Origin of the sequence: Pseudomonas sp. Irchel s3a10, from assembly GCF_900187525.1 — a bacterium.
GTDB classification, from domain to species: domain Bacteria; phylum Pseudomonadota; class Gammaproteobacteria; order Pseudomonadales; family Pseudomonadaceae; genus Aquipseudomonas; species Aquipseudomonas koreensis_G.
This window is the reverse complement of sequence record NZ_FYDR01000007.1, coordinates 224,429-247,417: the sequence shown is the minus strand read 5'-3', so window position 1 is coordinate 247,417 and position 22,989 is coordinate 224,429. Positions and strand designations below refer to the sequence as shown.

The window sequence follows — 22,989 nt, the reverse complement described above, 5'->3', positions numbered from 1 at the left end:
ATGCTCCAGCGACCACAGGATTTAACGCAGGCGAAGAAGATGGTGAGTGAGTCGGTATCGATCTACAACGGTGAGCGTCCGCACCTGTCTTTGAAATACAAAACGCCCGATGCGGTGCATCGGGCGTTAGGGTGAAACAGGTGTAAACCTATTTCAGGACTAGACATGCGCATTAATAGTCTGTGCGCCTGCCGGCACCTTGGCTAAACTGCCGGATCACTAGCCGAAAAGCCGCCCATCATGCTTCGTTTACTGTTCTGGATTGTCCTGATTTTCGCTGCGGTATGGCTGTGGCGTAAATTCAAGGCGCCCGCCTCGTCTGCCCAATCGCCCCGCGAGCAAGACGCCGCGCCGATGGTGCGCTGCGCCCAATGCGGCGTGCACCTGCCCCGCGACCGCGCGCTGAACCTTCAGCAACAATGGTATTGCAGCCAGGCTCACCTTGAGCAAGGCCCGGGTGCCAGTGATCGCTGAGGTCGCCAACGCCGACCGTAAACAGGCTCAGCGCCTGCTGCGCCTGTATCATCTCTACCGTTTGAGCGTCGGCATCACGCTGGTGCTGCTGATCTCCAGCAACATGGACAACCGCCTGCTGACGTCGGCCGACGACGAACTGCTGCGCAGCGGTAGCTGGTTGTATCTGGTGCTGAACATCCTGCTGGTGGTGTTTCTGGAAAACACCCGGCGGCCGACGCAGTTGTTCAGTCTGGCGCTGGTGGATGTCCTGCTGCTGTGCGGGTTGTTCTACGCGGCGGGCGGGGTGGCCAGCGCGATCGGCAACCTGCTGATTGTCTCGGTGGCGATCAGCAACACCTTGCTGCGCCGGCGCATCGGCCTGCTGATTGCCGCCATCGGCGCACTCGGCATTGTCAGCTCCAGCTTTCTGCTGAGCTTCAGTCATCCCCTGAGCGCCAATGACTATCTGCAAGCCGGGACCCTCGGCGCCTTGTGTTTTGCCGCATCGCTGCTGGTCCAGGGCCTGATCCGGCGTCTGGAAGTCAGCGAAAATCTCGCCGAACAGCGCGCCAGCGAAGTCACCAGCCTTGAAGCGCTCAACGCCCTGATTCTGCAACGCATGCGCACCGGCATCCTGGTGCTCGACGAACAGCGTCGGGTACAGCTGGCCAACCACAGCGCGAAAAATCTGTTGGCCCAATCGCATCTTGAAGGTCATTTGATCAGCGACTACTCGCCGGCATTGGTCGAGCGTCTGCAGCTGTGGCTGAGCAACCCGACCCTGCGCCCTCAGAGCCTGAAGATCCCCGGCAACGGCCTGGAACTGCAACCCAGCTTCATCGCCCTCGACCAGAGTCCCAACCAGCAAACCCTGGTGTTCCTCGAAGACCTGGCGCAAGTCGCGCAACAAGCCCAGCAGCTCAAACTCGCCGCGCTCGGGCGTCTGACCGCGGGCATCTCCCATGAAATCCGCAATCCACTGGGCGCCATCAGTCATGCCGCGCAGCTATTGGCGGAGTCCGAGGAACTCGATAGCGCTGATCGGCGTCTGACGCAGATCATTCAAGACCACTCCCAGCGCATGAACCGAGTCATCGAAAACGTCCTGCAACTGTCGCGCCGCCAGCAGAGCGCTCCGCAACGGCTGGATCTCAAGCCGTGGCTGGAACAGTTCGTCGCCGAGAGCCGCGAACAGGCCACTGAGCGGCAAACGATTCATTTGCGGATCAATTCCGGGGACTTCATCACGTTGATGGATCCCGACCAGCTCACGCAGATTCTCGACAATCTGTTACGCAACGGCTGGCGGCACAGCGCCCTGCTGCACGAGCAGGCCGAGGTCTGGCTGGCGCTGTTCGTCGACCCCGAAAGCCAACTGGCGGTACTCGAAGTGCAGGACAATGGCCCCGGCGTCCCGTCCGATCAGCAGGCGCATCTGTTCGAGCCGTTTTTCACCACCAGCAGCCAAGGCACCGGCCTTGGGCTTTATCTGTCCCGTGAGCTGTGCGAAAGCAACCAGGCGCGCCTAGACTTCAAACCACGCCAAGGCGGCGGCTGCTTTCGCATCACCTTTGCTCACGGACGGAAACAAAGTTGAACACGAGCCCACGGCAAAAAATCCTCATCGTCGACGACGAACCGGATATCCGCGAACTCCTGGAAATCACCCTGGGACGGATGAAACTCGACACCTTCAGTGCTCGCAACCTAGGCGAGGCTCAGGCGCTGTTGCAACGCAATGCGTTCGACCTGTGCCTGACCGATATGCGCCTGCCCGACGGCACGGGGCTGGATCTGGTGCAGCACATCCAGCAACGTCATCCACAACTGCCGGTGGCGATGATCACCGCGTATGGCAGCCTGGAAACAGCGATCAATGCGCTGAAGGCCGGCGCCTTCGACTTCCTCACCAAGCCGGTTGATCTCACGCGCCTGCGTGAACTGGTCAGCACCGCACTGCGCATGCCTGCCGCCGGCGGCAGCGTCACCTCGATCGACCGCCGACTGCTGGGCGACTCGCCCCCAATGCGCGCTCTGCGCAAACAAATCGACAAGCTCGCCCGCAGCCAGGCTCCGGTCTACATCAGCGGCGAATCGGGCAGCGGCAAAGAGCTGGTCGCGCGGCTGATCCACGAACAAGGGCCGCGCGCGCAACAGCCGTTTGTACCGGTCAACTGCGGGGCGATCCCTTCAGAGCTGATGGAGAGCGAGTTTTTTGGCCATCGCAAAGGCAGCTTCACCGGCGCGGTGGACGACAAACCGGGGCTGTTTCAGGCCGCGCACGGCGGCACCCTGTTTCTCGATGAAGTGGCGGATCTGCCGCTGTCGATGCAAGTCAAGCTGCTGCGGGCGATTCAGGAAAAAGCCGTGCGCAGCGTCGGCGGCCAGCAGGAAACCGTGGTCGATGTGCGCATTCTGTGCGCCACGCACAAAGACCTGGAAGCGGAAGTCGCCGCCGGGCGCTTCCGTCAGGATCTGTATTATCGGTTGAACGTGATTGAACTGCGGGTGCCGTCCCTGCGCGAACGGCGCGACGACATCGAAGTGCTGGCTGCGCACATGCTGCAGCGTCTGGCCAGCAACAGTGGCCAGCCGGCAGCCCAATTGCACCCGCAAGCGCTTGAAGCACTGAAGCGTTATCGTTTTCCCGGAAATGTGCGAGAACTGGAGAATGTCCTCGAACGCGCGCACACGCTGTGCGAAAACCAAGTGATCGAGGCCGAGGATTTGCGCTTGAGCGAAGGGAGTTGCGCAGTCGAGGACGGCATTGCCGACCTGACGCAGATCGACAACCTTGAGGATTATCTGGAGAACGTCGAGCGCAAGCTGATCCTGCAGGCGCTGGAGGAAACCCGCTGGAATCGCACGGCGGCGGCGCAGCGCTTGAGTTTGTCGTTCAGGTCGATGCGTTATCGGCTGAAGAAACTCGGTCTAGATTGAGGGCCCCTTCGCGAGCAAGCCCGCTCCCACATTGGATTTTGTGACCGACAAAGATCAACTGTGGGAGCGGGCTTGCTCGCGAAAGCGCTCTGCCAGCCACCAGAGAACTACCTGACTAAATGCGACCTTCAGGCGCATACGGCGCCGGATCGATAATCGGCGCCCGCCCCAGCATGACATCGGCAAACAACTGACACGACGCCGGCGCCAGCACCAGCCCGTTGCGGTAATGCCCGCAGTTCAGCCACACCCCCTCAAACCCCGGCACCCGGCCGATATACGGAATCCCCTCCGGCGAGCCCGGGCGCAAACCGGCCCAGTGCCCCACCACTTCGGCCTCCGCCAACGCCGGCAGCAGCTCGACCGCCGAAGCCTTGAGACTCTGCAACGCGACATCGGTCGGGGTCTTGTCGAAGCCTTCATGCTCCAGCGTACTGCCGATCAGAATGTGCCCGTCGCGACGCGGAATCGCATAACGTCCCTTGGCCAGCACCATGCTCGGCAGGAAATCCGCCGCACACTTGTAGAGAATCATCTGGCCCTTGACCGGCTCGACCGGCAGCGTCAGGTCCAGCGTCTTGAGCAGATCACCGCTCCATGCTCCGGCGGTCAGCACCACCTGGTCGCCACTGATCACGCCTTTGGACGTCTCGACGCCAACCACCCGCGCGCCTTCGCGAACAAAACTGCTGACTTCGCATTGCTCGTGAAGGGTTACGTTAGGCAGCGCCAGCAAAGCGGCTTTCAACGATTTGACCAGACGCGGGTTACGCACATTGGCCACATCAGCCATGTAGATCGCCCGGGAGAATCCACCGCCGAGCACCGGCACTGCGTCGTGTGCTGCAGAGATATCCACAGCCCGCAGCGGACGGTTTTCCCGCTCGGCCCAGGCCAGTGCTTCGGCTTCATCGTCCAGATCCAGCCAGTACAGGCCGGTGGTGTGCACTTCGGGATCAACCCCGGTATCGGCAAATAGCCGCTCGCCCAGCTGTGGATAAAAATCCTGCGACCAATGCGCCAGTGCGGTGACCGCCGGGCTGTAGCGCCACGGGTACAGCGGCGAAACAATGCCGCCGCCGGCCCAGGACGATTCCTGGCCGACGTTCGAGCGATCCAGCAGCACCACGCTGCGCACTTCGGAGGCGAGGTTGTAGGCGGTCAGCAGGCCAATCACCCCGCCACCGACAATCACCACTTGCTGTTGCCTGGTCATGTTTGATCCAACCGTAAAAAAGACAGTGGGCGCAAAAGGCGCCCTCAAGAAGGTACCTCAGCGGCCCCAGCAATCCTTGGTGGTCAGCCCGGTGGTAGCGTTGTTCATGCTTCTGACGCCAGTGTTGGTGAGGGTGAAGTCCCCGCACTTGTCGCTGGCCATGGCAGTGCCAGCCTTGCGCGTGGCAGTCAGCAGGAAGGTCTGGTCAGCGATCGTCGGGGTGATGGTGTAGAAATCATTGCCCGTGCTCAGACCGGTGATGCCGGTATAGACGTTGTTTTTGGTATAGAAGCGTTCGAGGCTCTGCGCCTGCTCCGAGAGCAGTGACACCACTTCGGCACGCCGGCCCTTTTTCAGGTATTCGGTGTAGCCCGGTGCAGCGATGGTGATAATGATGCCGATGATCGCAATCACGATCATGATCTCGATCAGGGTGAAGCCTTGGTTGACTCTGCGCATGCCTCAAACTCTCACTTACTGTATTTGTCGCCACATGATACGACGGCTGCCGCCGCCGGATTTTTCCACCAGTGTGGTGACGGTGCCACTGGAATCGTTGACGATCTTGCGCGTCGCGCCATTGACGATGGCGTTCAGGGTCGGAATCCCGCCGGTGAACACCACGCCGCTGGAAATCGTGTCGTTGCTGTCGACCACGCCATCGGCGTTGGTGTCGAGCACCGCGTAGTTGAGCATCTTACCGCTGAACGCATCGAGTTCGACCAGTTTGCCGGTGCCGAAACTGGCGCACGGGTCGGTGGTGTCGACACTGGCGGTGGTAAACACGATGCGCCCGAGCACCAGACTGGCCTGATTGATCACCCGCTCGCCGGTCAGCACGTTGTTGTACACCAAGGGCAAATACCAGCCCTTCTCCGCTGGATAAGTCGTGTCGTTCTGGCTGGTGGTGATGAACTGCCCCGTACTCCCGGAGAACACCCCGGTCACTGCTTGCGTCTGCAGGCTGCTGACTGTCAGTTGCCCGGAACCGCCGTCGGCATCCCACACCGAATAAAATGCCTGCAGGTCCTTGTTGGTCTTGTCGGCGGTTTCGTTGAATTTTCCGGTGCCGAAAAATACCTGTTTGCCCCCCTGCGAATTGTCCGCCAGCAGCGGCTGCGCGGTGATCGGCTGAGTCGCTCCGCCCGCCGTGGTGAACAGCGGCTTGCCGGAAAACGCCACGCCCCAGCTGTCGGTCGACGTCGCGCTCAGATCGAATTTCCACAAACGCCCTTTCAAGTCACCGCCGTAAGCGGCCTGCACCACGTTGGAAGAATTGACCTTGAGCTTCACCGACGACAGGCCATTGGTGGTTTCGGTGCTGTCGATCACGATTTTCTTGATCAGCGAACCGTCACGCACATCCAGCACATACAACGCCGCCACACCGGAGTTGCTGCCATAGCCATTGGCGATGAATGCCGCCCAGCGACCATCGGCCAAGCGTGCCACTTCCGGCCGGGCATAGGCGTAACCCAGATCATTGAATGCATTGGCGGTGTTTGCCGTGGCGGGCGCACTCACCTCCCAAAGGGCGCTGAGCACATTGCCGGCGGACGCGTCGAACAGTTGCAGCGCGTAGAAAGTCTTGCCGCCGGCGCCAGTACCGCCAATGGCCAGGGTTTTCCAGGCGCTGTTGATTTGCGCGTCATACACACCGACCTGACCGTCCACCAGAAACTTGTGGCTGACGCCGTTGATGTAAGCAGGATCTGCAATCAGCCGCAGCGACGGCAACACGCTGGACGGCATGTAGGCATAGCGTCGAGTGCCGTTGGCCGAGTTGATAACGTTGACGAAACCGTCGTTGGCATTCACCACCAGACTCGAATTCATATTCGCCGCTTTGGTGGTCAGGTACGTGGTGTAGGTGGTGTCCCCCGAGAGATCGGAGGCGGTTTTGTCGCCGGGCGAGGCCAGCACCAGCGGCGAGTTGACGATGTCGCCGAGCAATACGCTGCGCACCTTCAGCCCGGCCTTGTTGGTGCCCTTGCTCCACTCCACCAGATCGTTGCCGCTGATGCCAGTGGGCAGGCTCTGGCTGAGCGTGGTCTGCTGGGCAGCGGAGAAGTTGCCGTAAGCCAGAGTGACGGCGGCATTGCTGCCGGTGTTCCATGATTGATAAGTCGGTGCGGTAGCGCCCGGGACGATTGTGGTGTCGGTACTCCACAACGCTGCCGAGGTATTCACCGCGACAGCCGAGGTGAAACCGAAGGACTTGATCGTCCCGCGCCAGTCTTTGGGGTCATAGCTGGTCTGGAAATAACGGGTGCCACTGGCCAGCGTGGTGCCGCTGGTGACCCCGCTGCCGCCGGAGCCGGCCTTGGAGGTGATGTCGCTCAACGCCGAGGACAGTGCGGCATTGAGGCCCGTGCTGTCGGTCGCCTGGTAATACCTGCCCTGCCCGTAAGCGGCGGCGTCCGACAACATGTCATTGTCGGCGGTAAAACCCACGGTGTAGGTGTTCATGTTCTGCTTGGGAAAATCCACCGCGTTCCAGCTTTTGCCGGCGGCGTCAGTACCGGTCGAACGCATGTCGATGTCGAAGGCGAATTTGGCAATATCGTCGAGATACAGCGTGTCGCCCTCGCTATCACCATTGAGGTTGTTGCCGTCATTGTTGATGCCGTCCCAGTTCGGCAGGCGACTGCCACCCAGCGGATCATTGCTCGGGAAGGTGCGGTCGTAAGTCGGCAAACCGTCGGTGATCACCACGCCGTAGTTCTTCTGGCAACGGTACTGGATCGGGCTGGTGTAGGTCGTCGGCGTGCTGTTGTAGTACGGGGCCATGCCACGCATGTAGCGAGTGATTTCGTAATAGGTTTCCGCCAGCGGCGTATTGGCCACGGCGCTCAAACCGTTGATCGCAGAAATCAGCGCGTTGTAGTTGGCGTCGGCCTGCGCCTGGGTCACGCTGCCGGACACCGGAGACAGGTCGCTGATCGATCGTGCGATGTAACCGCCATTGCCCGAGTTGTTACTGGTGGCCGGATTGAAAGTCGACAGGCCCATACGCAAGGTACGATTGCTGGTGACCAGCGCGGTGGACACGTTGCGCGCGACGTTGATCCGATAGTCGTTGGGAATTGCCCCGTTGGTGAAGTCGCGGGTGCCGTTGTTGATCGCCAGCCCGACCACATAGGCGATGTAATCCCCGGTGTAGCGGGTGTTGCCGCCACCCACCGGATCCGGCAGTTTCAGGCACAGCGGCGCAACACTGTTGTTGTAAAAGGCATAGGCCCCACCGGAACAACCGGAGGTCGGCAGGCTCGAGAGAAACACCGAATCACCGGTAATGGCGGACGAACTCAGGCACAGCCCAAGCAACGCGTTGCACTGCCGGGCGGGTGTACGATCAACGCCGGGATCGAATCCTGGCGCATAAATAATGCTATTCATACTGCCGGAATCGTCGATCAGCAACATCACGTTGGGCGACACCGCCGCCGCGCTCAACAGCGGCGAATCGGACGGGGTAAACGCATACGCCGGCGCCGCCAGATACAGGCCCAGCAGCACGCCGGCCAACAAGGTCCGGAAGCGCTCAATACTTCGCATAGACACTCTCCACCACACTGCGCGAAGTACCGGCGATGCCGACGGCGGTCACTCGATACAGGGTCGCCGACGTGTTGCTCGGCACGTTCACTGCCGTCAGGGTCGTGCCAATGTTCTGCACCCCATAAAAGCCGTTACCGGCAGCAATCCACGTGACCCCGGAAGTCGAATTGAACCCCGCCGCGCTGACCACCGATGACTCCGCCGGCGGCGCACATTGCGTGGTACTGGCGCAGACGGCCAGCGAATAACTGTCGAGCTGCACCGCACTCTCGCCGATACGCAGCGCGGCCTCTGCGGTCTGGAACGACTGATTGCGCAGGCTGACGCTGCCGGCCATTTTTTCCTGCAGGTTGGCGCTTTGCATCGAGGACAGGCCGATCAGTGTCAGCAGCAACAAAAACACCAGACTGACCAGCAACACCATACCGCGCTGGTTTTGCCGCTGCTCGAAAGTCATCCTCATCGGCCCGGCCCTCATTGCAAGCGGTTGCGCAACGCGGCAACCACGTTGAAGGTTTGATTGGCCACCCGGTTGTTCGGGTCAGTGAGAGTCAGGCTCAGGCGCACACTGCGGATGCGCGCCGGATCGCTGGGGTTGGCGCTGTAGGAGGACGCCGCGACGTCGGTAGCCGACGCGGCCAGACCGAAGGTCACGTTAAAGGCACTGACGTTATTCACCAGCACCTGCTGGGTCGGATTGCCGCTGCCGGTGCCCATGAGGATCTGGTTGTTGCTGAAGCTGTAGATCAAGCGACGGATCGGAAAGGCGATCTGCCCGCTCGCCGCCGCGCGCAACCCGGTATAGGCCGTGGCGCTGTTGCGGCAATCGGAGATCACCGTCCAGTTCGGCGTACCGCCACTGCCGCCAACGTCAGCAGTGACCAGAGTCAGTTTGAGATTGCTGTTATCCCAACTGATCGGCGTGACTTGCGCCGCGTTGAAATCCCCCGCCGAACTCGCGTCGGTAATGCTGCCGAGGCAACCGAACATGCCGACCATGCGCAGTTCCTGAATCATCTTGCTCAGGACAAAACGTGCGTCTTCTTGCATCGCGGCCGCGGTGTTCTGGCTGACGTAAGTGTTTTTAGCGGCGAGAAACGTCTGCACCACGCCCAGCACGATGATCAGCCCGAGCGCCAGGGCAATGAGCATTTCGATCAGGCCGAAACCACGGTTGTATTGCTTCATGGCGTGGCCACCGGATCGACCGTGGCACGGCTGGTCAGGACGAAACTGCGCGTGGTACCGCTGGCATTCGCGGCCCGTGAGTCATTCCAGTTGATGGTGATGGTGTACACCCGCTGATTGCGGGTGATCGTGCCGGTGGCGCTCGGCCCGCCGAAATTGACGATGCTGGTGGAGAAATCGTAGAGATCCTGATCGCGGGCGACACTGAGGTTGCCCGAGGTCGGTGGTGTCACCGTGTAATCGGCAGCGGCGTTGGCGCGGATGCGATCCATCATGTCGTAGGCGATAAAACTCGCCTGGCTGGTCATGCGCGAACTGTCGGTGTACTTCAGCGCATTCACTTGAACAGCTGCCGCGCCCAATATGCCAACGGTCAGAATCAGCAACGCGACCAGCACTTCGATCAGCGACATGCCCTCCTGTGCCTGTGTGCTCCCTGCCCTCATCCGCAACTTCCACCCAATTGAATTCGTCCGTTCAGACACACGTTCAGCGTCCTGCTTTGCGTTCCCAGCGCGTAGCTGATGACCACCGCCGTCGACGGCGCCGCCAGGCCGCCCAGATTATTGAAATCCAGTGCGGTCACTCCTGAGGGTAGCGTCAGAGTCGCGCCGCTGCTCATCGCTGGAATAACCCGCAATACATTGGCCGAAGTGCCAGTACTGTCGTAGACCGACAATTCGCCGGTCCACACGCTGCCGCCGGCGCTCGGGCGCAAGCGTGTGGTCACGCCACGATCAATCGCCTCCAGCCGCGCATAGTTGATGGCGCGCTGCAAGTCGCCCATTTCGGTATCGGCCTTGCTGCTCTGGATCGAGCGAGTGAAACCCGGCACCGCCAGGGTTATGAGGATCACCATCACCGCGACCGCAGCCAACAACTCAGGCAGCGTGAAACCTTTTGTATGACGATCCATCGATGCCCTCCGTTGCCGTCGGCTATACCTGCTTCTACAAACTAGAACATTCAACCGACCTGCGTCGGTTGATTTGCCCTGCCCGGCGCACGGATCGCGTCTGGCCTCATGCTTCAGGGAGGAAGTGCTCATGCCGCAACAGGGTTTCAGTCTGATCGAATTGCTTATGGGACTGGCGATTGGCGCAATTGTTCTGGCGCTGGTCAGTCCGGCGTTTGCCGCCTTCAACGAATCGACTCAGCGCGACCATGCGGCGCAGTCGCTGCTCGACGGGATTCGCAACGCCCGCACCCAGGCCATCACTCGCAATCAGAGCGTGGTGATCCATGGCATCAATGGCGACTGGAGTCAGGGCTGGCGGATCATTCTGGATATCAGCGGCAAGGGGCCGCAGGACAGCAGCAATCCACTGCTGCAGGAACAAGCGAGTGACGGGCGGACACCGATTGTCGGCAATTGGGCAGTCAGTCGTTATGTACGCTTCAGCAGTCTGGGACAACCGCTGATGCCCGGGCGGGCGTTTCAGGCAGGGACATTACATATCTGTTCGGCACGCGAGCCGGTCAGCCAGCGCCAGGTGGTGCTGGCGGCAACCGGCCGAGTGCGCCTGACCAGCGCGAAGGCTGAGCAGGCGCTGTGCCTGAAGGCGAAGAGCGTCAGATCGAGCGGACGCGCAGCTCTTTCGGCATCGAGAACGTGATGTTCTCTTCGCGGCCGGCCAGTTCATCGGCACCGGTCGCTCCCCAGGCTTGCAACTGCTGGATCACGCCACGCACCAATACTTCCGGCGCGGAAGCACCGGCGGTGATGCCGATGCGCTCGACACCGTCGAACCAGCTTTTCTGCAAGTCTTCGGCGCCGTCGATCAGGTAGGCCGGCGTGGCCATGCGTTCAGCCAGTTCGCGCAGACGGTTGGAGTTGGAGCTGTTCGGGCTGCCCACCACCAACACCACGTCGCATTCGTCAGCCAGTTGCTTGACCGCGTCCTGACGGTTTTGCGTGGCGTAGCAGATGTCGTCCTTGCGCGGGCCACCAATGGCCGGGAAGCGTGTGCGCAGGGCATCGATCACCCGACTGGTGTCGTCCATCGACAGGGTGGTCTGAGTCACGAACGCCAGCTTTTCCGGGTTACGCACTTGCAGTTCGGCTACGTCTTTCTCGTCTTCGACGAGGTAGATCGCGCCGCCATTGCTAGCGTCGTACTGGCCCATGGTGCCTTCGACTTCCGGGTGACCGGCGTGGCCGATCAGGATGCACTCACGGCCGTCGCGGCTGTATTTCGCGACTTCGATGTGCACCTTGGTCACCAGCGGGCAAGTGGCGTCGAATACCTTCAGGCCACGGCCGGCGGCTTCATTGCGCACGGCCTGGGAAACGCCGTGGGCACTGAAGATCACGATGACGTCGTCCGGTACCTGATCCAGTTCTTCGACGAAAATCGCGCCACGGCTGCGCAGGTCTTCGACGACGAACTTGTTGTGCACCACTTCATGACGCACATAGATCGGCGGCCCGAAGACTTCCAGGGCGCGGTTGACGATTTCGATCGCCCGGTCCACGCCGGCGCAGAAGCCACGGGGGTTGGCGAGTTTGATTTGCATGCTGTGCCTCGTGTCTTGCGCGCGAAATAAATTTACGTCCTGCTGATCGAGCACATTGCTCAAATACAGCAAAAATCCAATGTGGGAGCGGGCTTGCTCGCGAAAGCAGTGTGTCAGACAACTTCTATGTTGAATGTCAGTCAGCATTCGCGAGCAAGCCCGCTCCCACAATTGTTCTGCGGTTTTACTTAGATCGCTTTGACGTTGATGATCTCGACGTCAAAGGTCAGCGTCTTGCCGGCCAGCGGGTGGTTGAAGTCGATGGTCACTTGCGCGTCGTCGAACTCTTTCACCACACCCGGCAGCTCAGTATTGGCCGCATCATTGAAGATCACCAGCAAACCCGGCGACAACTCCATGTCGACGAACTGCGAACGCGGGATGATCTGTACGTTTTGCGGGTTCGGCTGGCCGAAAGCGTTTTCCGGCTCGACGGTCAGCGTACGCTTGTCGCCGGCCTTGAAGCCGAACAATGCGGCTTCGAAACCCGGCAGCAGGTTGCCGTCGCCGACCTTGAAGGTCGCCGGGGCCTTGTCGAACGTGCTGTCGACCGTGTCGCCGTTCTCCAGGCGCAATGCAAAGTGCAAAGTGACTTCCGTGTTCTGGCCGATGCGTTGCTCAGCCAATACCTGTTCAGTCATGAACGGCTTCTCCGGTTTTCTTACTTTTGAACATGTCCAGTGCCAGCATCACCGCACCGACGGTGATGGCGCTGTCGGCGAAGTTGAACGCCGGGAAGTACCAGCGGTTCTGCCAGTGCACCAGAATGAAGTCGATCACATGGCCCAGGGCAATGCGGTCATACAGATTGCCCAGCGCACCGCCCAGCACCAGCGCCAGTGCGACGGCCAGCCAGGTTTCGTTGCGGCCCAGGCGTTTGAGCCAGACCACCAGCACCGCACTGACCACGATCGCGATCAGCGCGAACAGCCAGCGCTGCCAGCCGGAGCTGTCAGCCAGGAAGCTGAATGCCGCGCCGGTGTTGTAGGCCAGGGTCCAGCTGAAGTAATCGGGAATGATCACGATCTGCTGGAACATTTCGAGCTTGCCTTCGAAGTAGAACTTGCTGGCCTGGTCGATGACCAGAACCAGCAAGCTCAACCAGAGCCAGCTCAGCCGTCCGAAACGGCCAACGGCGTTAGGCATAGTGACGAACCTCGCCTGCGCCATCGATGTTGTCCACGCAACGGCCGCAGATTTCCGGATGCTCCGGATTCACGCCCACGTCTTCGCGGCAATGCCAGCAACGGGCGCATTTCGGGAAGGCCGATTTGACGATCTTCAGTTTCAGGCCGCTGACTTCGGTGGCTACCGCGTCCGCAGGTGCCTGAACGAAAGGTGCCACGCTGGCAGTCGAGGTGATCAGGACAAAGCGCAGTTCGTTGCTCAGTTTGGCCAGGTCGGCGCTCAGCGCTTCTTCGGCGAACAGCGTCACTTCGGCTTGCAGGTTGCCACCGACGGCTTTGGCCGCACGCTGGATTTCCATTTCTTTATTGACCGCAACCTTCACTTCCATGATGCGATCCCAGTACTCGCGACCCAGCTCGAAGCCTTCCGGCAACTCGGTCAGACCTTCGTACCAGGTGTTGAGCATCACCGATTCGTTGCGCTCGCCCGGCAGGTATTGCCACAGTTCGTCGGCGGTGAACGCGAGGATCGGGGCGATCCAGCGTACCAGCGCTTCGGAGATGTGGAACAGCGCGGTCTGGCACGAGCGACGGGCCTTGCTGTCGGCGCCGGTGGTGTACTGGCGATCCTTGATGATGTCTAGGTAGAAACCACCGAGCTCCTGCACGCAGAAGTTGTGGATCTTCGAGTAGACGTTCCAGAAGCGGTATTCGCCGTAGTGCTCTTGCAACTCGCGTTGCAGCAGCAGGGTACGATCCACCGCCCAGCGATCCAGCGCGAGCATTTCTTCGGCCGGCAGGAGGTCGGTGGCCGGGTTGAAACCGGTCAGGTTGGAAAGCAGGAAACGCGCCGTGTTACGGATACGGCGATAGGCGTCCGCGCTGCGCTGCAGGATCTGCTCGGACACGGCCATTTCGCCGGAGTAGTCGGTCGACGCGACCCACAGACGCATGATGTCGGCGCCCAGGGTGTCGTTGACTTTCTGCGGCGCAATCACGTTGCCCAGCGATTTGGACATCTTGCGGCCGGACTCATCGACGGTGAAGCCGTGGGTCAGCAACTCGCGGTACGGCGCGTGGTTGTCGATGGCGCAACCGGTCAGCAACGACGAGTGGAACCAGCCGCGGTGCTGGTCGGAACCTTCCAGGTACAGGTCGGCGCGCGGGCCGGTTTCGTGACCCATCGGGTGCGAACCGCGCAGCACGTGCCAGTGAGTGGTACCCGAGTCGAACCAGACGTCGAGGGTGTCGCTGATCTTGTCGTACAGCGGCGCTTCGTCGCCCAGCAGTTCGGCGGCGTCGAGCTTGAACCAGGCCTCGATGCCTTCACCTTCAACGCGCTTGGCGACCTCTTCCATCAGTTCGACGGTGCGTGGGTGCAGTTCGCCGCTTTCCTTGTTCAGGAAGAACGGGATCGGCACGCCCCAGTTGCGCTGACGGGAGATGCACCAGTCCGGACGGTTGGCGATCATCGAGTGCAGGCGCGCCTGGCCCCAGGCCGGAACGAACTTGGTGTCTTCGATGGCTTTGAGCGAGCGTACGCGCAGGGTGTCGCCGCTGACCGGCTCCTTGTCCATGCCGATGAACCACTGCGCGGTGGCGCGGTAGATCAGCGGGGTTTTGTGGCGCCAGCAATGCATGTAGCTGTGTTCGATGACGGTGGTGTGCAGCAGCGCACCGACTTCGGTGAGTTTTTCGACGATGGCCGGGTTGGCCTTCCAGATGAACTGGCCGCCAAAGAACTCCAGCGACGGCACGTACACGCCGTTGCTTTGTACCGGGTTGAGGATGTCATCGTTGACCATGCCGTACTTCTTGCAGGTCACGAAGTCGTCCACACCATAGGCCGGGGCGGAGTGAACCACACCGGTGCCGGCACCCAGTTCGACGTAGTCGGCCAGGTACACCGGCGACAGGCGGTCGTAGAACGGGTGACGGAAGTTGATCAGTTCCAGCGCCGAACCCGGCGCGGTGGCCAGTACGCTGCCTTCAACGCCGTAACGCGACAGGCAGGACTCAACCAGCTCTTCAGCCAGAACCAGCAGCTTGTCGCCGATATCGACCAGGGCGTAATTGAATTCCGGGTGGACGTTCAGCGCCTGGTTGGCCGGGATGGTCCACGGGGTGGTGGTCCAGATCACGATCGAGGCAGGCTTGCTCAGCGACGGCAGACCGAACGCGGCGGCCAGTTTGGCCTCGTCAGCGATCGGGAAAGCCACGTCGATGGTCGAGGACTTCTTGTTCTCGTACTCGACTTCGGCTTCGGCCAGCGCCGAACCACAGTCGAAGCACCAGTTCACCGGCTTGAGGCCCTTGAACACGAAACCGCCCTTGACGATTTCGGCGAGGGCGCGGATTTCACCGGCCTCGTTCTTGAAGTCCATGGTCTTGTACGGGTTGGCGAAGTCGCCCAGCACGCCGAGGCGGATGAATTCGCTCTTCTGCCCTTCGATCTGCTCGGTGGCGTAGGCACGGCACAGTTCGCGGGTCTTGTCCGCGCCCAGATTCTTGCCGTGGGTCACTTCAACCTTGTGTTCGATCGGCAGGCCGTGGCAGTCCCAGCCCGGAACATACGGCGCGTCAAAGCCCGACAGGGTCTTCGAGCGGATGATCATGTCCTTGAGAATCTTGTTCAGTGCGTGACCGATGTGAATCGTGCCGTTGGCGTACGGAGGGCCGTCGTGCAGGACGAACTTCGGACGATCCTTGCCAATCTCGCGCAACTTTCCGTACAGGCCAATACTGTCCCAGCGCTGCAGGATCTGCGGTTCGCGCTGTGGCAGGCCGGCCTTCATTGGGAAGGCGGTGTCCGGAAGGTTTAGCGTGGCTTTATAGTCGGTCATTTAAGGCTCTTCATTAGCGATGGGCGCTAGGTGCGGCTAGTGCACGGGCGGCGGCGACATCCGCGTTGATCGCCGTTTTCAGTGCCTCCAGGGAGGCGAAACGCTGCTCTTCACGCAGCTTTTGGTGGAAAACCACCGTCAGACGCCGGTCATACAGATCGCCGGCAAAATCCAATAGATGAACTTCAAGGTGGGCTTTGCCGTCACCTTGAACCGTAGGCCGCACGCCAATATTGGCGACGCCGGGCCAGGTCTTGCCGTCGATGTCCACATCTACCAGGTAAACCCCGGTGAACGGTACGCGACGACGCTTGAGTTGAATGTTGGCAGTGGGCGTACCCAGTTGCCGGGCCAGTTTCTGGCCGTGCAGCACGCGACCGGCGATCCGGTACGGGCGGCCGAGCAAGCGTTCGGCCAAGGCAAAATCGGCGGCGGCCAACGCGTTGCGCACCTGGGTGCTGCTGACGCGAATGCCGTCCAGCTCGACGGTTTGTGCGGCTTCCACGGTAAAACCGTGAACCTGGCCGGCCTGCAGCAGAAAATCGAAATCGCCGAGGCGATCGCAGCCAAAGCGGAAATCGTCGCCGACTTCCAGATGCTGCACGCCGAGGCCGTCCACCAAAATGGTATCGACGAACTCACTGGCGCTGAGCTTGCTCAGGCGCTGGTTGAATGCCAGGCACAACACCCGGTCAACGCCTTCGGCGGCCAGCAGCTGCAGCTTGTCGCGCAAGCGAGCCAAGCGCGCCGGCGCGGTCTCCGGGGCAAAGAATTCCCGTGGCTGCGGCTCGAAAATCACCACGCAGCTGGGTACGCCCAACTCAAGCGCACGCTCACGCAGTCGGGCCAGGATAGCCTGGTGACCACGGTGAACACCGTCAAAGTTGCCAATAGTGGCGACGCAGCCCCGATGCTGGGGGCGCAAGTTGTGGAGGCCTCGAACCAGCTGCATAACGCGCTTCTTGCTCATAAAGTGGTCGATTATAACCACACCCGACGGTCGACGACAGGCAACACCGTAACGCAAAGTGATCGAGCCGACAAAACTGCCGGCCCGTGCCCGGTTATAAAGGCTGAAACCTCAGCTCAACGCCTTGCGATTGAAGTCGCGCAGGCGGAAACCGAGCAGCAGCAACATACCGAAATACGCCACCACACCAGCAACCACCAGCGCCCCCAGACGCAGGAAGCGCTCCAGCATGTGCCCCTGATCCCAGGCCGGCATGAAATGCATGCCCAGCAGCAATACCGCCGACATCACCGCCACCGCCACCACCAGCTTGAAGCCAAACGTGTACCACCCTGGTTGCGGCTGATACATCTTTTGCTTGCGCAGTTGATAGAACAACAGACCGGCATTCAGACAGGCACCAGCACTGATCGCCAGCGCCAGGCCGGCATGAGCCAGCGGGCCGATCAGCATCAGGTTGAACAGCTGCGTGCACACCAGTGTGAAAATTGCGATTTTCACCGGAGTGCGGATGTTCTGCTGCGCATAAAAGCCCGGCGCCAGCACCTTGATCACGATAATCCCCAGCAGACCGACAGAATAAGCAATCAGTGCGCGCTGGGTCATGGACGCATCAAACGCGCTGAACTGACCGTACTGAAACAACGAAACAGTCAGTGGCTCGGCGAGAATCCCCAGTGCCAATGCACACGGCAGCACCAATATGAAACACAGGCGCAGGCCCCAGTCGAGGATCCGCGAGTATTCGTGGCGATCCTTGCTCGCATAAGTCTTGGCCAGCGTCGGCAGCAAAATGGTGCCCAGCGCTACACCGAGCACGCCGGACGGCAATTCCATCAATCGGTCGGCGTAATACATCCACGACACCGAGCCGGCGACCAGAAACGAGGCAAAAATAGTGTTGATGATCAGCGAAATCTGGCTGACCGAAACGCCGAGGATCGCCGGCAACATTTGCTTCATCACCCGCCACACGCCGCTATCGCGCAGATTCAGGCGCGGCAGCACCAGCATGCCGATCTTTTTCAGGTGCGGCAGTTGGTAGAGCAACTGCGCCAGACCACCCACCAGCACCGCCCAGCCGAGGGCCATCACCGGTGGATCGAAGTACGGCGTGAGGAACAGCGAGAACACGATCATGCTGACGTTGAGCAGGGTCGGCACGAAGGCTGGCACCGAAAATCGGTTCCAGGTATTGAGGATCGCCCCGGCCAGCGAGGAAAGGGAGATCAGCAATATATAAGGGAACGTCACCCGCAACAGATCGGAAGTGAGCTGGAATTTTTCCGGCGTATCGGCAAACCCCGGCGCTGTGGCCCAGATCACCCATGGCGCAGCGATCATGCCCAGCGCGGTGACCAGTGCCAGCACCAGCGTCAGCAGGCCCGAGACATAAGCAATAAAGGTACGGGTCGCCTCTTCACCCTGCTGACTTTTGTACTCCGCCAGAATCGGCACGAAGGCCTGCGAGAACGCGCCCTCGGCGAAGATTCGCCGCAGCAGGTTGGGCAATTTGAAGGCAATGAAGAAGGCGTCCGTGGCCATTCCGGCGCCGAACGTGCGAGCGATGAGCGTGTCACGGACGAACCCGAGAATCCGGGAAAGCATGGTGATAGAGCTGACGGCGGCCAACGATTTGAGCAGATTCATTGAGGGAATGTGTGCCTGTCGATAAACAGCAGGCGAACAATGCGCCTACTTGTGCGATACTCTGCGCCGCAACAGCACAGAGCCAAAGCTCGCGAGTTTACAGGTCAAGCGCCGGAAATAAATATCCCGCCTCTTTACACCTACCACTTAGCGGAACGTTTCAAGCGCCCTTGACAAGACTTCTCTTCATCGGCATGATTCGCGGCCTATTTTGTTTGCTATTTCCTAAAAAGTCTTTCGAGGAGCTCGACGGTGGCCAACTCACCTTCCGCCAAAAAACGTGCAAAACAGGCTGAGAAGCGTCGCAGCCACAACGCCAGCCTGCGTTCCATGGTTCGTACCTACATCAAGAATGTAGTTAAGGCCATCGACGCAAAAGACGCTGAAAAAGCTCAAGCTGCATACGTTCTGGCTGTGCCAGTTATCGACCGTATGGCCGATAAAGGCATCATCCACAAGAACAAGGCTGCTCGTCATAAGAGCCGTCTGAATGGCCACGTCAAAGCACTGAAAGAAGCTGCTTAATCGACGTAGTCATTAAAAACCGACCTTAGGGTCGGTTTTTTATTGCCTGCGATTTAGTAAATCCAGCACAAAAAATGCAGGAGTGAGCCTGCTCGCGATGGCGCTGTATCAGTCGATGCATATATTGACTGATACAACGCCATCGCGAGCAGGCTCACTCCTACAGTTGTTTCTGCGGTGTTATTGCTGGACCGGAACCCACGGCACGATCGGGATCGCGGTCACCGCATTCTGCGGACTACCCTCAATTACGCGATCGCTATAAACCAGGTACACCAAGGTATTGCGCTTCTTGTCGAGGAAACGCACCACCTGCATGGTCTTGAACACCAGCGACGTGCGCTCCTTGAACACCTCGTCGCCATCCTTCAGTTCGCCCTTGAACTTGATCGGACCGACCTGACGACAGGCAATCGACGCCTCGGCGCGATCCTCGGCCAGACCCAGGCCACCCTTCACCCCGCCCGTCTTGGCGCGAGACAGATAGCAGGTCACGCCGTCGACCTTCGGATCATCGAAAGCCTCGACCACGATCCGGTCATTCGGGCCGACGAACTTGAATACCGTCGACACCTGACCGATTTCCTCGGCCGAGGCCAGCAATGGCAGCGCCATCAGCAGACCCAACAATCCTTTTGCCATGCGCATGCGTATTTTCCCTTAGACCAGAATCAGATTGTCACGATGAACCAGTTCCGGCTCAGCCATGTAGCCCAGCACGCCGACAATTGCATCTGACGACTGACCAATGATTTTTTGCGCCTCAAGCGCACTGTAGTTGGCCAGGCCACGGGCAATCTCACGACCGTCCGGCGCCACGCAAACCACCATTTCGCCACGGCGGAAACTGCCTTGGACCAATTTCACGCCGACCGGCAGCAGGCTCTTGTTACCTTGCGACAATGCCGACACCGCCCCCTCGTCCAGCACCAGTGTGCCGCGAGTCTGCAGATGCCCGGCCAGCCACTGCTTGCGCGCCGCGAGCATGCCGCGCTCAGGCGACAGCAGCGTACCGATGCGCTCGCCAGCCTTCAGGCGATCGAGCACTCGCTCCAGACGCCCACCGACGATGATCGTATGCGCCCCGGAACGCGCCGCCAGACGCGCCGCACGCAGCTTGGTCTGCATGCCGCCACGCCCCAGCGCGCCACCGGTACCGCCCGCCACCGCATCCAGGGTCGGATCGTCGGCGCGCGCTTCGTAAATCAGTTGCGCATCCGGATTGTTGCGCGGATCGGCGTCGAACATGCCATCGCGATCGGTGAGGATCACCAGCAGATCGGCCTCGACCAGGTTGGCCACCAGCGCCGCCAGCGTGTCGTTGTCGCCGAAACGGATTTCGTCGGTGACCACGGTGTCGTTTTCGTTGATCACCGGGATGACTTTCAGCTCCACCAGTGCACGCAGAGTGCTACGGGCGTTGAGGTAGCGCTTGCGGTCGGACAGGTCATCGTGAGTCAGGAGAATCTGCGCGGTATGCCGGCCATGCTCGGCAAAGCTCGACTCCCAGGCCTGCACCAAGCCCATCTGACCGATTGCCGCGGCAGCCTGGAGCTCGTGCATCGCACTGGGTCGTGCGGTCCAGCCCAGGCGACTCATGCCGGCAGCCACGGCACCGGAGGAAACCAGCACCAGCTCGACCCCCGCCTCATGCAGGGCGACCATCTGCTCGACCCAGACACCCATTGCCTTGCGATCCAGCCCCTTGCCGTCCGCCGTCAGCAAAGCGCTGCCGATCTTCACGACCCAACGCTGCGCACCTGTCACTTTGCTCCGCATCATCTTCAACCTTAGCTTGAGGACAGCGCGACCCAGCGCCGCCCATGACGTTATTTGTGACTTGCGATTTCCAGATACTAAAACGCCGCTCGATTGAGCGGCGCTTAAGTTTACTGCAACGAATCAGTCGCGCACGTAAATGATTTCCGGACCGTCTTCATCATCCACATCTTCTTCGTCCCAGTCATCGTCGCCGATGTCGTGGACCGACTTCACGCCGCTGCGACGCAGGGCACGCTTGTCATCCAGCGCCTGCAACTGGGCACGGGCTTCGTCTTCGATGCGCTGATCGAGATCGGCCAGCTCTTCCTTGTACGCAGGGTCGTTAGCCAGGCGATCGGCACGATCTTCCAGATAACGCATGATGTCGCGGGTCAGGCGCTCGGTGCCTTCTTTGGCGATGGCCGAGATCACGTAAACCGGACCTTCCCACTGCAAGCGATCAACGATTTCCTTGACGCGCTCTTCGTGCTCTTCTTCAAGGATCTGGTCGCACTTGTTCAGCACCAGCCAGCGATCACGCTCGGCCAGCGACGGACTGAATTTGACCAGCTCATTGACGATCACTTCAGCCGCGTCCGGAGCGCTGGTGTCATCCAGCGGCGCCATGTCGACGAGGTGCAGCAACAGACGCGTACGCGCCAGGTGCTTGAGGAAGCGAATGCCCAGGCCGGCACCGTCGGAAGCGCCTTCTATCAGCCCCGGAATGTCGGCGATGACGAAGCTTTTCCAGCGGTCGACGCTGACCACACCCAGGTTCGGCACCAGCGTGGTGAACGGGTAGTCGGCAACTTTCGGCTTGGCGGCCGATACCGAACGGATAAAGGTACTTTTACCGGCGTTCGGCAAGCCCAGCAGACCAACGTCAGCCAGCACTTTCATTTCAAGTTTCAGGTCACGCTGTTCACCCGGTTTACCCGGAGTGGTCTGGCGCGGCGCACGGTTGGTACTGGATTTGAAACGGGTGTTGCCCAGACCGTGCCAGCCGCCCTGCACCACCATCAGTTTCTGGCCGGCCTTGGTCAGGTCGCCAATCACTTCCTGGGTGGCCGAGTCGATCACAGTGGTACCGACCGGCACGCGCAGGATCAGGTCTTCACCCTTCTTGCCGGTGCAATCGGTGCTGCCGCCGTTGGAGCCACGCTCGGCATCGAAGTGCCGGGTGTAACGATAGTCGACCAGGGTGTTGAGGTTTTCGTCGGCCATCATATAGATGGAACCGCCGTCACCGCCGTCACCGCCGTTCGGGCCGCCGTTTTCAATGAATTTTTCCCGACGGAAACTCATGCAGCCATTGCCGCCGTCGCCAGCTTTTACGCGGATCGATACTTCGTCTACAAACTTCATAACTCAACGCCTCTCGCCATACGGACGAGCCGAAAAACAATCAAGACATAAGACTCTTGCAAAAATGAGCGCAGCGACCCCAAAACACGACCTGCATCGCACGCCGACAGCCCATACAAACAGTTTTGCAAGAGACTCACCCCACAAACGAAAAAGCCCCGTCGCAAGACAGGGCTCTTCCAGCGATCTCGCGATTAAGCCGCGACAACGCTCACGTAACGACGACCGAAGGCGCCTTTTACTTCAAACTTGATCACGCCTTCGATTTTCGCGAAGAGGGTGTGATCCTTACCCATGCCAACGCCGTAGCCAGCGTGGAATTGGGTGCCGCGCTGACGCACGATGATGTTGCCGGCCTTGATGACCTGGCCGCCATACATCTTCACGCCAAGGCGTTTGGCTTCTGAGTCGCGACCGTTACGGGTACTACCACCAGCTTTTTTGTGTGCCATGAGTTCAATTCTCCTAGTGAGGAATTAGGCTGTAATTAAGCCTGAATACCGGTGATTTTGATCTCGGTGAACCACTGGCGGTGGCCCATACGCTTCATGTGGTGCTTACGGCGACGGAACTTGATGATGCGGACTTTATCGTGACGACCTTGGGAGATCACTTCAGCCTTGACGGTTGCGCCAGCAACAACAGGTGCGCCGATGTTCACGTCGTCGCCATTGGCGACCAGCAGAACGCGGTCAAAAGTCACGGATTCGCCAGTAGCGACTTCCAGTTTTTCGATCTTCAGGTATTCACCTTCAGCGACCTTGTATTGCTTACCGCCGGTAACGATTACTGCGTACATGGTATTTCTCCGATAATCCTGCTCACCCAGCTCTTTATAAGAAGAGGTATTGGCTGGCATGGCTGCATGGG

At 60.2% G+C, this 22,989-nt stretch carries 24 protein-coding genes; 6 read left to right on the top strand and 18 right to left on the bottom strand.

Annotated features, from left to right (window positions below; translation table 11 throughout):
- The 4 genes from CKW11_RS21475 to CKW11_RS21460 all read left to right on the top strand — a co-directional run.
- Positions 1 to 135: integrase core domain-containing protein (locus CKW11_RS21475; RefSeq protein ID WP_143499963.1), on the top strand; the 135-nt coding region annotated here is incomplete at its 5' end.
- A 105-nt stretch (positions 136 to 240) separates the two neighbouring features.
- Positions 241 to 474, top strand: a complete 234-nt coding sequence (locus CKW11_RS21470; protein ID WP_095139311.1) for a PP0621 family protein — start codon at positions 241 to 243, stop codon at positions 472 to 474.
- Positions 464 to 2,053 carry a PAS domain-containing sensor histidine kinase gene (locus CKW11_RS21465; protein ID WP_095139316.1) on the top strand — a complete coding sequence of 530 codons (1,590 nt, stop codon included), beginning with the start codon at positions 464 to 466 and terminating at the stop codon, positions 2,051 to 2,053. The genes CKW11_RS21470 and CKW11_RS21465 overlap by 11 nt, the downstream gene beginning before the upstream one ends.
- Positions 2,050 to 3,396 (top strand): sigma-54 dependent transcriptional regulator, encoded by a 1,347-nt coding sequence (locus CKW11_RS21460; protein WP_095139310.1) that lies wholly within the window; start codon positions 2,050 to 2,052, stop codon positions 3,394 to 3,396. Before CKW11_RS21465 ends, CKW11_RS21460 begins: the two co-directional genes overlap by 4 nt.
- 115 nt (positions 3,397 to 3,511) lie before the next feature.
- Here CKW11_RS21460 and thiO read toward each other — a convergent pair whose 3' ends face one another.
- Genes thiO through CKW11_RS21425 form a run of 7 tightly spaced genes read right to left on the bottom strand, consistent with a single transcriptional unit; the run spans position 3,512 to position 10,277 of the window.
- On the bottom strand, positions 3,512 to 4,612 hold the full coding sequence (gene thiO / locus CKW11_RS21455) for a glycine oxidase ThiO (protein WP_095139309.1): 1,101 nt from the start codon (positions 4,610 to 4,612) through the stop codon (positions 3,512 to 3,514).
- Between the two features lie 57 nt (positions 4,613 to 4,669).
- The gene (locus CKW11_RS21450; RefSeq protein ID WP_095139308.1) at positions 4,670 to 5,071 is read right to left on the bottom strand and encodes a type IV pilin protein; all 402 of its coding nucleotides are present in this window, start codon (positions 5,069 to 5,071) and stop codon (positions 4,670 to 4,672) included.
- 15 nt (positions 5,072 to 5,086) lie between these two features.
- Positions 5,087 to 8,170, bottom strand: a complete 3,084-nt coding sequence (locus CKW11_RS21445; protein ID WP_095139307.1) for a pilus assembly protein — start codon at positions 8,168 to 8,170, stop codon at positions 5,087 to 5,089.
- Positions 8,157 to 8,636, bottom strand: a complete 480-nt coding sequence (locus CKW11_RS21440; RefSeq protein WP_095139306.1) for a PilX N-terminal domain-containing pilus assembly protein — start codon at positions 8,634 to 8,636, stop codon at positions 8,157 to 8,159. Before CKW11_RS21440 ends, CKW11_RS21445 begins: the two co-directional genes overlap by 14 nt.
- Before the next feature lie 11 nt (positions 8,637 to 8,647).
- Complete coding sequence (locus tag CKW11_RS21435; RefSeq protein WP_095139305.1) at positions 8,648 to 9,361, bottom strand: PilW family protein; 714 nt, start codon at positions 9,359 to 9,361, stop codon at positions 8,648 to 8,650.
- The gene (gene pilV, locus CKW11_RS21430) at positions 9,358 to 9,807 is read right to left on the bottom strand and encodes a type IV pilus modification protein PilV (protein WP_095139304.1); all 450 of its coding nucleotides are present in this window, start codon (positions 9,805 to 9,807) and stop codon (positions 9,358 to 9,360) included. Before pilV ends, CKW11_RS21435 begins: the two co-directional genes overlap by 4 nt.
- Complete coding sequence (locus tag CKW11_RS21425) at positions 9,804 to 10,277, bottom strand: GspH/FimT family pseudopilin (RefSeq protein WP_095139303.1); 474 nt, start codon at positions 10,275 to 10,277, stop codon at positions 9,804 to 9,806. The genes pilV and CKW11_RS21425 overlap by 4 nt, the downstream gene beginning before the upstream one ends.
- Before the next feature lie 130 nt (positions 10,278 to 10,407).
- On the opposite strand from CKW11_RS21425, the gene CKW11_RS21420 reads away from it, so the two are divergent.
- On the top strand, positions 10,408 to 10,977 hold the full coding sequence (locus CKW11_RS21420; protein ID WP_095139302.1) for a GspH/FimT family protein: 570 nt from the start codon (positions 10,408 to 10,410) through the stop codon (positions 10,975 to 10,977).
- Here CKW11_RS21420 and ispH read toward each other — a convergent pair.
- The 6 genes from ispH to murJ form a co-directional block, all read right to left on the bottom strand.
- Positions 10,934 to 11,878, bottom strand: a complete 945-nt coding sequence (gene ispH, locus CKW11_RS21415; protein WP_095139301.1) for a 4-hydroxy-3-methylbut-2-enyl diphosphate reductase — start codon at positions 11,876 to 11,878, stop codon at positions 10,934 to 10,936. The genes CKW11_RS21420 and ispH overlap by 44 nt on opposite strands.
- Before the next feature lie 188 nt (positions 11,879 to 12,066).
- Positions 12,067 to 12,504, bottom strand: coding sequence for an FKBP-type peptidyl-prolyl cis-trans isomerase (gene fkpB, locus CKW11_RS21410; protein ID WP_177325639.1), 438 nt, complete (start codon positions 12,502 to 12,504; stop codon positions 12,067 to 12,069).
- A gap of 7 nt (positions 12,505 to 12,511) precedes the next feature.
- The gene (gene lspA / locus CKW11_RS21405) at positions 12,512 to 13,024 is read right to left on the bottom strand and encodes a signal peptidase II (RefSeq protein WP_007909836.1); all 513 of its coding nucleotides are present in this window, start codon (positions 13,022 to 13,024) and stop codon (positions 12,512 to 12,514) included.
- A complete protein-coding gene (gene ileS / locus CKW11_RS21400) occupies positions 13,017 to 15,848 on the bottom strand; it encodes an isoleucine--tRNA ligase (RefSeq protein ID WP_095139300.1) in 2,832 nt (943 codons plus the stop codon). The genes lspA and ileS overlap by 8 nt, the downstream gene beginning before the upstream one ends.
- A 13-nt stretch (positions 15,849 to 15,861) precedes the next feature.
- Positions 15,862 to 16,800: a bifunctional riboflavin kinase/FAD synthetase gene (gene ribF / locus CKW11_RS21395; protein WP_003228347.1), complete on the bottom strand. Its 939-nt coding sequence runs from the start codon at positions 16,798 to 16,800 to the stop codon at positions 15,862 to 15,864.
- A gap of 129 nt (positions 16,801 to 16,929) precedes the next feature.
- On the bottom strand, positions 16,930 to 18,468 hold the full coding sequence (gene murJ, locus CKW11_RS21390) for a murein biosynthesis integral membrane protein MurJ (RefSeq protein ID WP_095139299.1): 1,539 nt from the start codon (positions 18,466 to 18,468) through the stop codon (positions 16,930 to 16,932).
- Between the two features lie 252 nt (positions 18,469 to 18,720).
- On the opposite strand from murJ, the gene rpsT reads away from it, so the two are divergent.
- Entirely contained in the window at positions 18,721 to 18,993 is a 273-nt protein-coding gene (gene rpsT / locus CKW11_RS21380; RefSeq protein WP_003228351.1) for a 30S ribosomal protein S20, read from the top strand.
- A 180-nt stretch (positions 18,994 to 19,173) separates the two neighbouring features.
- Here the strand turns inward: rpsT and CKW11_RS21375 are convergent, their stop codons facing one another.
- From CKW11_RS21375 to rplU, 5 genes are all read right to left on the bottom strand, one after another.
- Positions 19,174 to 19,641: a CreA family protein gene (locus tag CKW11_RS21375; RefSeq protein WP_003228353.1), complete on the bottom strand. Its 468-nt coding sequence runs from the start codon at positions 19,639 to 19,641 to the stop codon at positions 19,174 to 19,176.
- A gap of 12 nt (positions 19,642 to 19,653) precedes the next feature.
- Positions 19,654 to 20,772: a glutamate 5-kinase gene (gene proB, locus CKW11_RS21370; protein WP_064589259.1), complete on the bottom strand. Its 1,119-nt coding sequence runs from the start codon at positions 20,770 to 20,772 to the stop codon at positions 19,654 to 19,656.
- Between the two features lie 123 nt (positions 20,773 to 20,895).
- Positions 20,896 to 22,119, bottom strand: a complete 1,224-nt coding sequence (gene cgtA / locus CKW11_RS21365; protein WP_003228358.1) for an Obg family GTPase CgtA — start codon at positions 22,117 to 22,119, stop codon at positions 20,896 to 20,898.
- A gap of 194 nt (positions 22,120 to 22,313) precedes the next feature.
- Positions 22,314 to 22,571: a 50S ribosomal protein L27 gene (gene rpmA / locus CKW11_RS21360; protein ID WP_003228360.1), complete on the bottom strand. Its 258-nt coding sequence runs from the start codon at positions 22,569 to 22,571 to the stop codon at positions 22,314 to 22,316.
- Positions 22,572 to 22,606: 35 nt separating this feature from the next.
- Entirely contained in the window at positions 22,607 to 22,918 is a 312-nt protein-coding gene (gene rplU / locus CKW11_RS21355) for a 50S ribosomal protein L21 (RefSeq protein ID WP_003228361.1), read from the bottom strand.
- Positions 22,919 to 22,989: the final 71 nt, after the last annotated feature.

What these genes read in the sequence shown, in the direction of transcription:
- CKW11_RS21470 (WP_095139311.1), top strand. Translation starts at nt 241, where the DNA reads ATGCTTCGTTTACTGTTCTGGATTGTCCTGATTTTCGCTGCGGTATGG.
- thiO (WP_095139309.1), bottom strand. Translation starts at nt 4,612, where the DNA reads ATGACCAGGCAACAGCAAGTGGTGATTGTCGGTGGCGGGGTGATTGGC.
- CKW11_RS21450 (WP_095139308.1), bottom strand. Translation starts at nt 5,071, where the DNA reads ATGCGCAGAGTCAACCAAGGCTTCACCCTGATCGAGATCATGATCGTG.
- CKW11_RS21445 (WP_095139307.1), bottom strand. Translation starts at nt 8,170, where the DNA reads ATGCGAAGTATTGAGCGCTTCCGGACCTTGTTGGCCGGCGTGCTGCTG.
- CKW11_RS21440 (WP_095139306.1), bottom strand. Translation starts at nt 8,636, where the DNA reads ATGAGGATGACTTTCGAGCAGCGGCAAAACCAGCGCGGTATGGTGTTG.
- CKW11_RS21435 (WP_095139305.1), bottom strand. Translation starts at nt 9,361, where the DNA reads ATGAAGCAATACAACCGTGGTTTCGGCCTGATCGAAATGCTCATTGCC.
- pilV (WP_095139304.1), bottom strand. Translation starts at nt 9,807, where the DNA reads ATGAGGGCAGGGAGCACACAGGCACAGGAGGGCATGTCGCTGATCGAA.
- CKW11_RS21425 (WP_095139303.1), bottom strand. Translation starts at nt 10,277, where the DNA reads ATGGATCGTCATACAAAAGGTTTCACGCTGCCTGAGTTGTTGGCTGCG.
- CKW11_RS21420 (WP_095139302.1), top strand. Translation starts at nt 10,408, where the DNA reads ATGCCGCAACAGGGTTTCAGTCTGATCGAATTGCTTATGGGACTGGCG.
- ispH (WP_095139301.1), bottom strand. Translation starts at nt 11,878, where the DNA reads ATGCAAATCAAACTCGCCAACCCCCGTGGCTTCTGCGCCGGCGTGGAC.
- lspA (WP_007909836.1), bottom strand. Translation starts at nt 13,024, where the DNA reads ATGCCTAACGCCGTTGGCCGTTTCGGACGGCTGAGCTGGCTCTGGTTG.
- ileS (WP_095139300.1), bottom strand. Translation starts at nt 15,848, where the DNA reads ATGACCGACTATAAAGCCACGCTAAACCTTCCGGACACCGCCTTCCCA.
- ribF (WP_003228347.1), bottom strand. Translation starts at nt 16,800, where the DNA reads ATGCAGCTGGTTCGAGGCCTCCACAACTTGCGCCCCCAGCATCGGGGC.
- murJ (WP_095139299.1), bottom strand. Translation starts at nt 18,468, where the DNA reads ATGAATCTGCTCAAATCGTTGGCCGCCGTCAGCTCTATCACCATGCTT.
- CKW11_RS21375 (WP_003228353.1), bottom strand. Translation starts at nt 19,641, where the DNA reads ATGCGCATGGCAAAAGGATTGTTGGGTCTGCTGATGGCGCTGCCATTG.
- proB (WP_064589259.1), bottom strand. Translation starts at nt 20,772, where the DNA reads ATGCGGAGCAAAGTGACAGGTGCGCAGCGTTGGGTCGTGAAGATCGGC.
- cgtA (WP_003228358.1), bottom strand. Translation starts at nt 22,119, where the DNA reads ATGAAGTTTGTAGACGAAGTATCGATCCGCGTAAAAGCTGGCGACGGC.
- rpmA (WP_003228360.1), bottom strand. Translation starts at nt 22,571, where the DNA reads ATGGCACACAAAAAAGCTGGTGGTAGTACCCGTAACGGTCGCGACTCA.
- rplU (WP_003228361.1), bottom strand. Translation starts at nt 22,918, where the DNA reads ATGTACGCAGTAATCGTTACCGGCGGTAAGCAATACAAGGTCGCTGAA.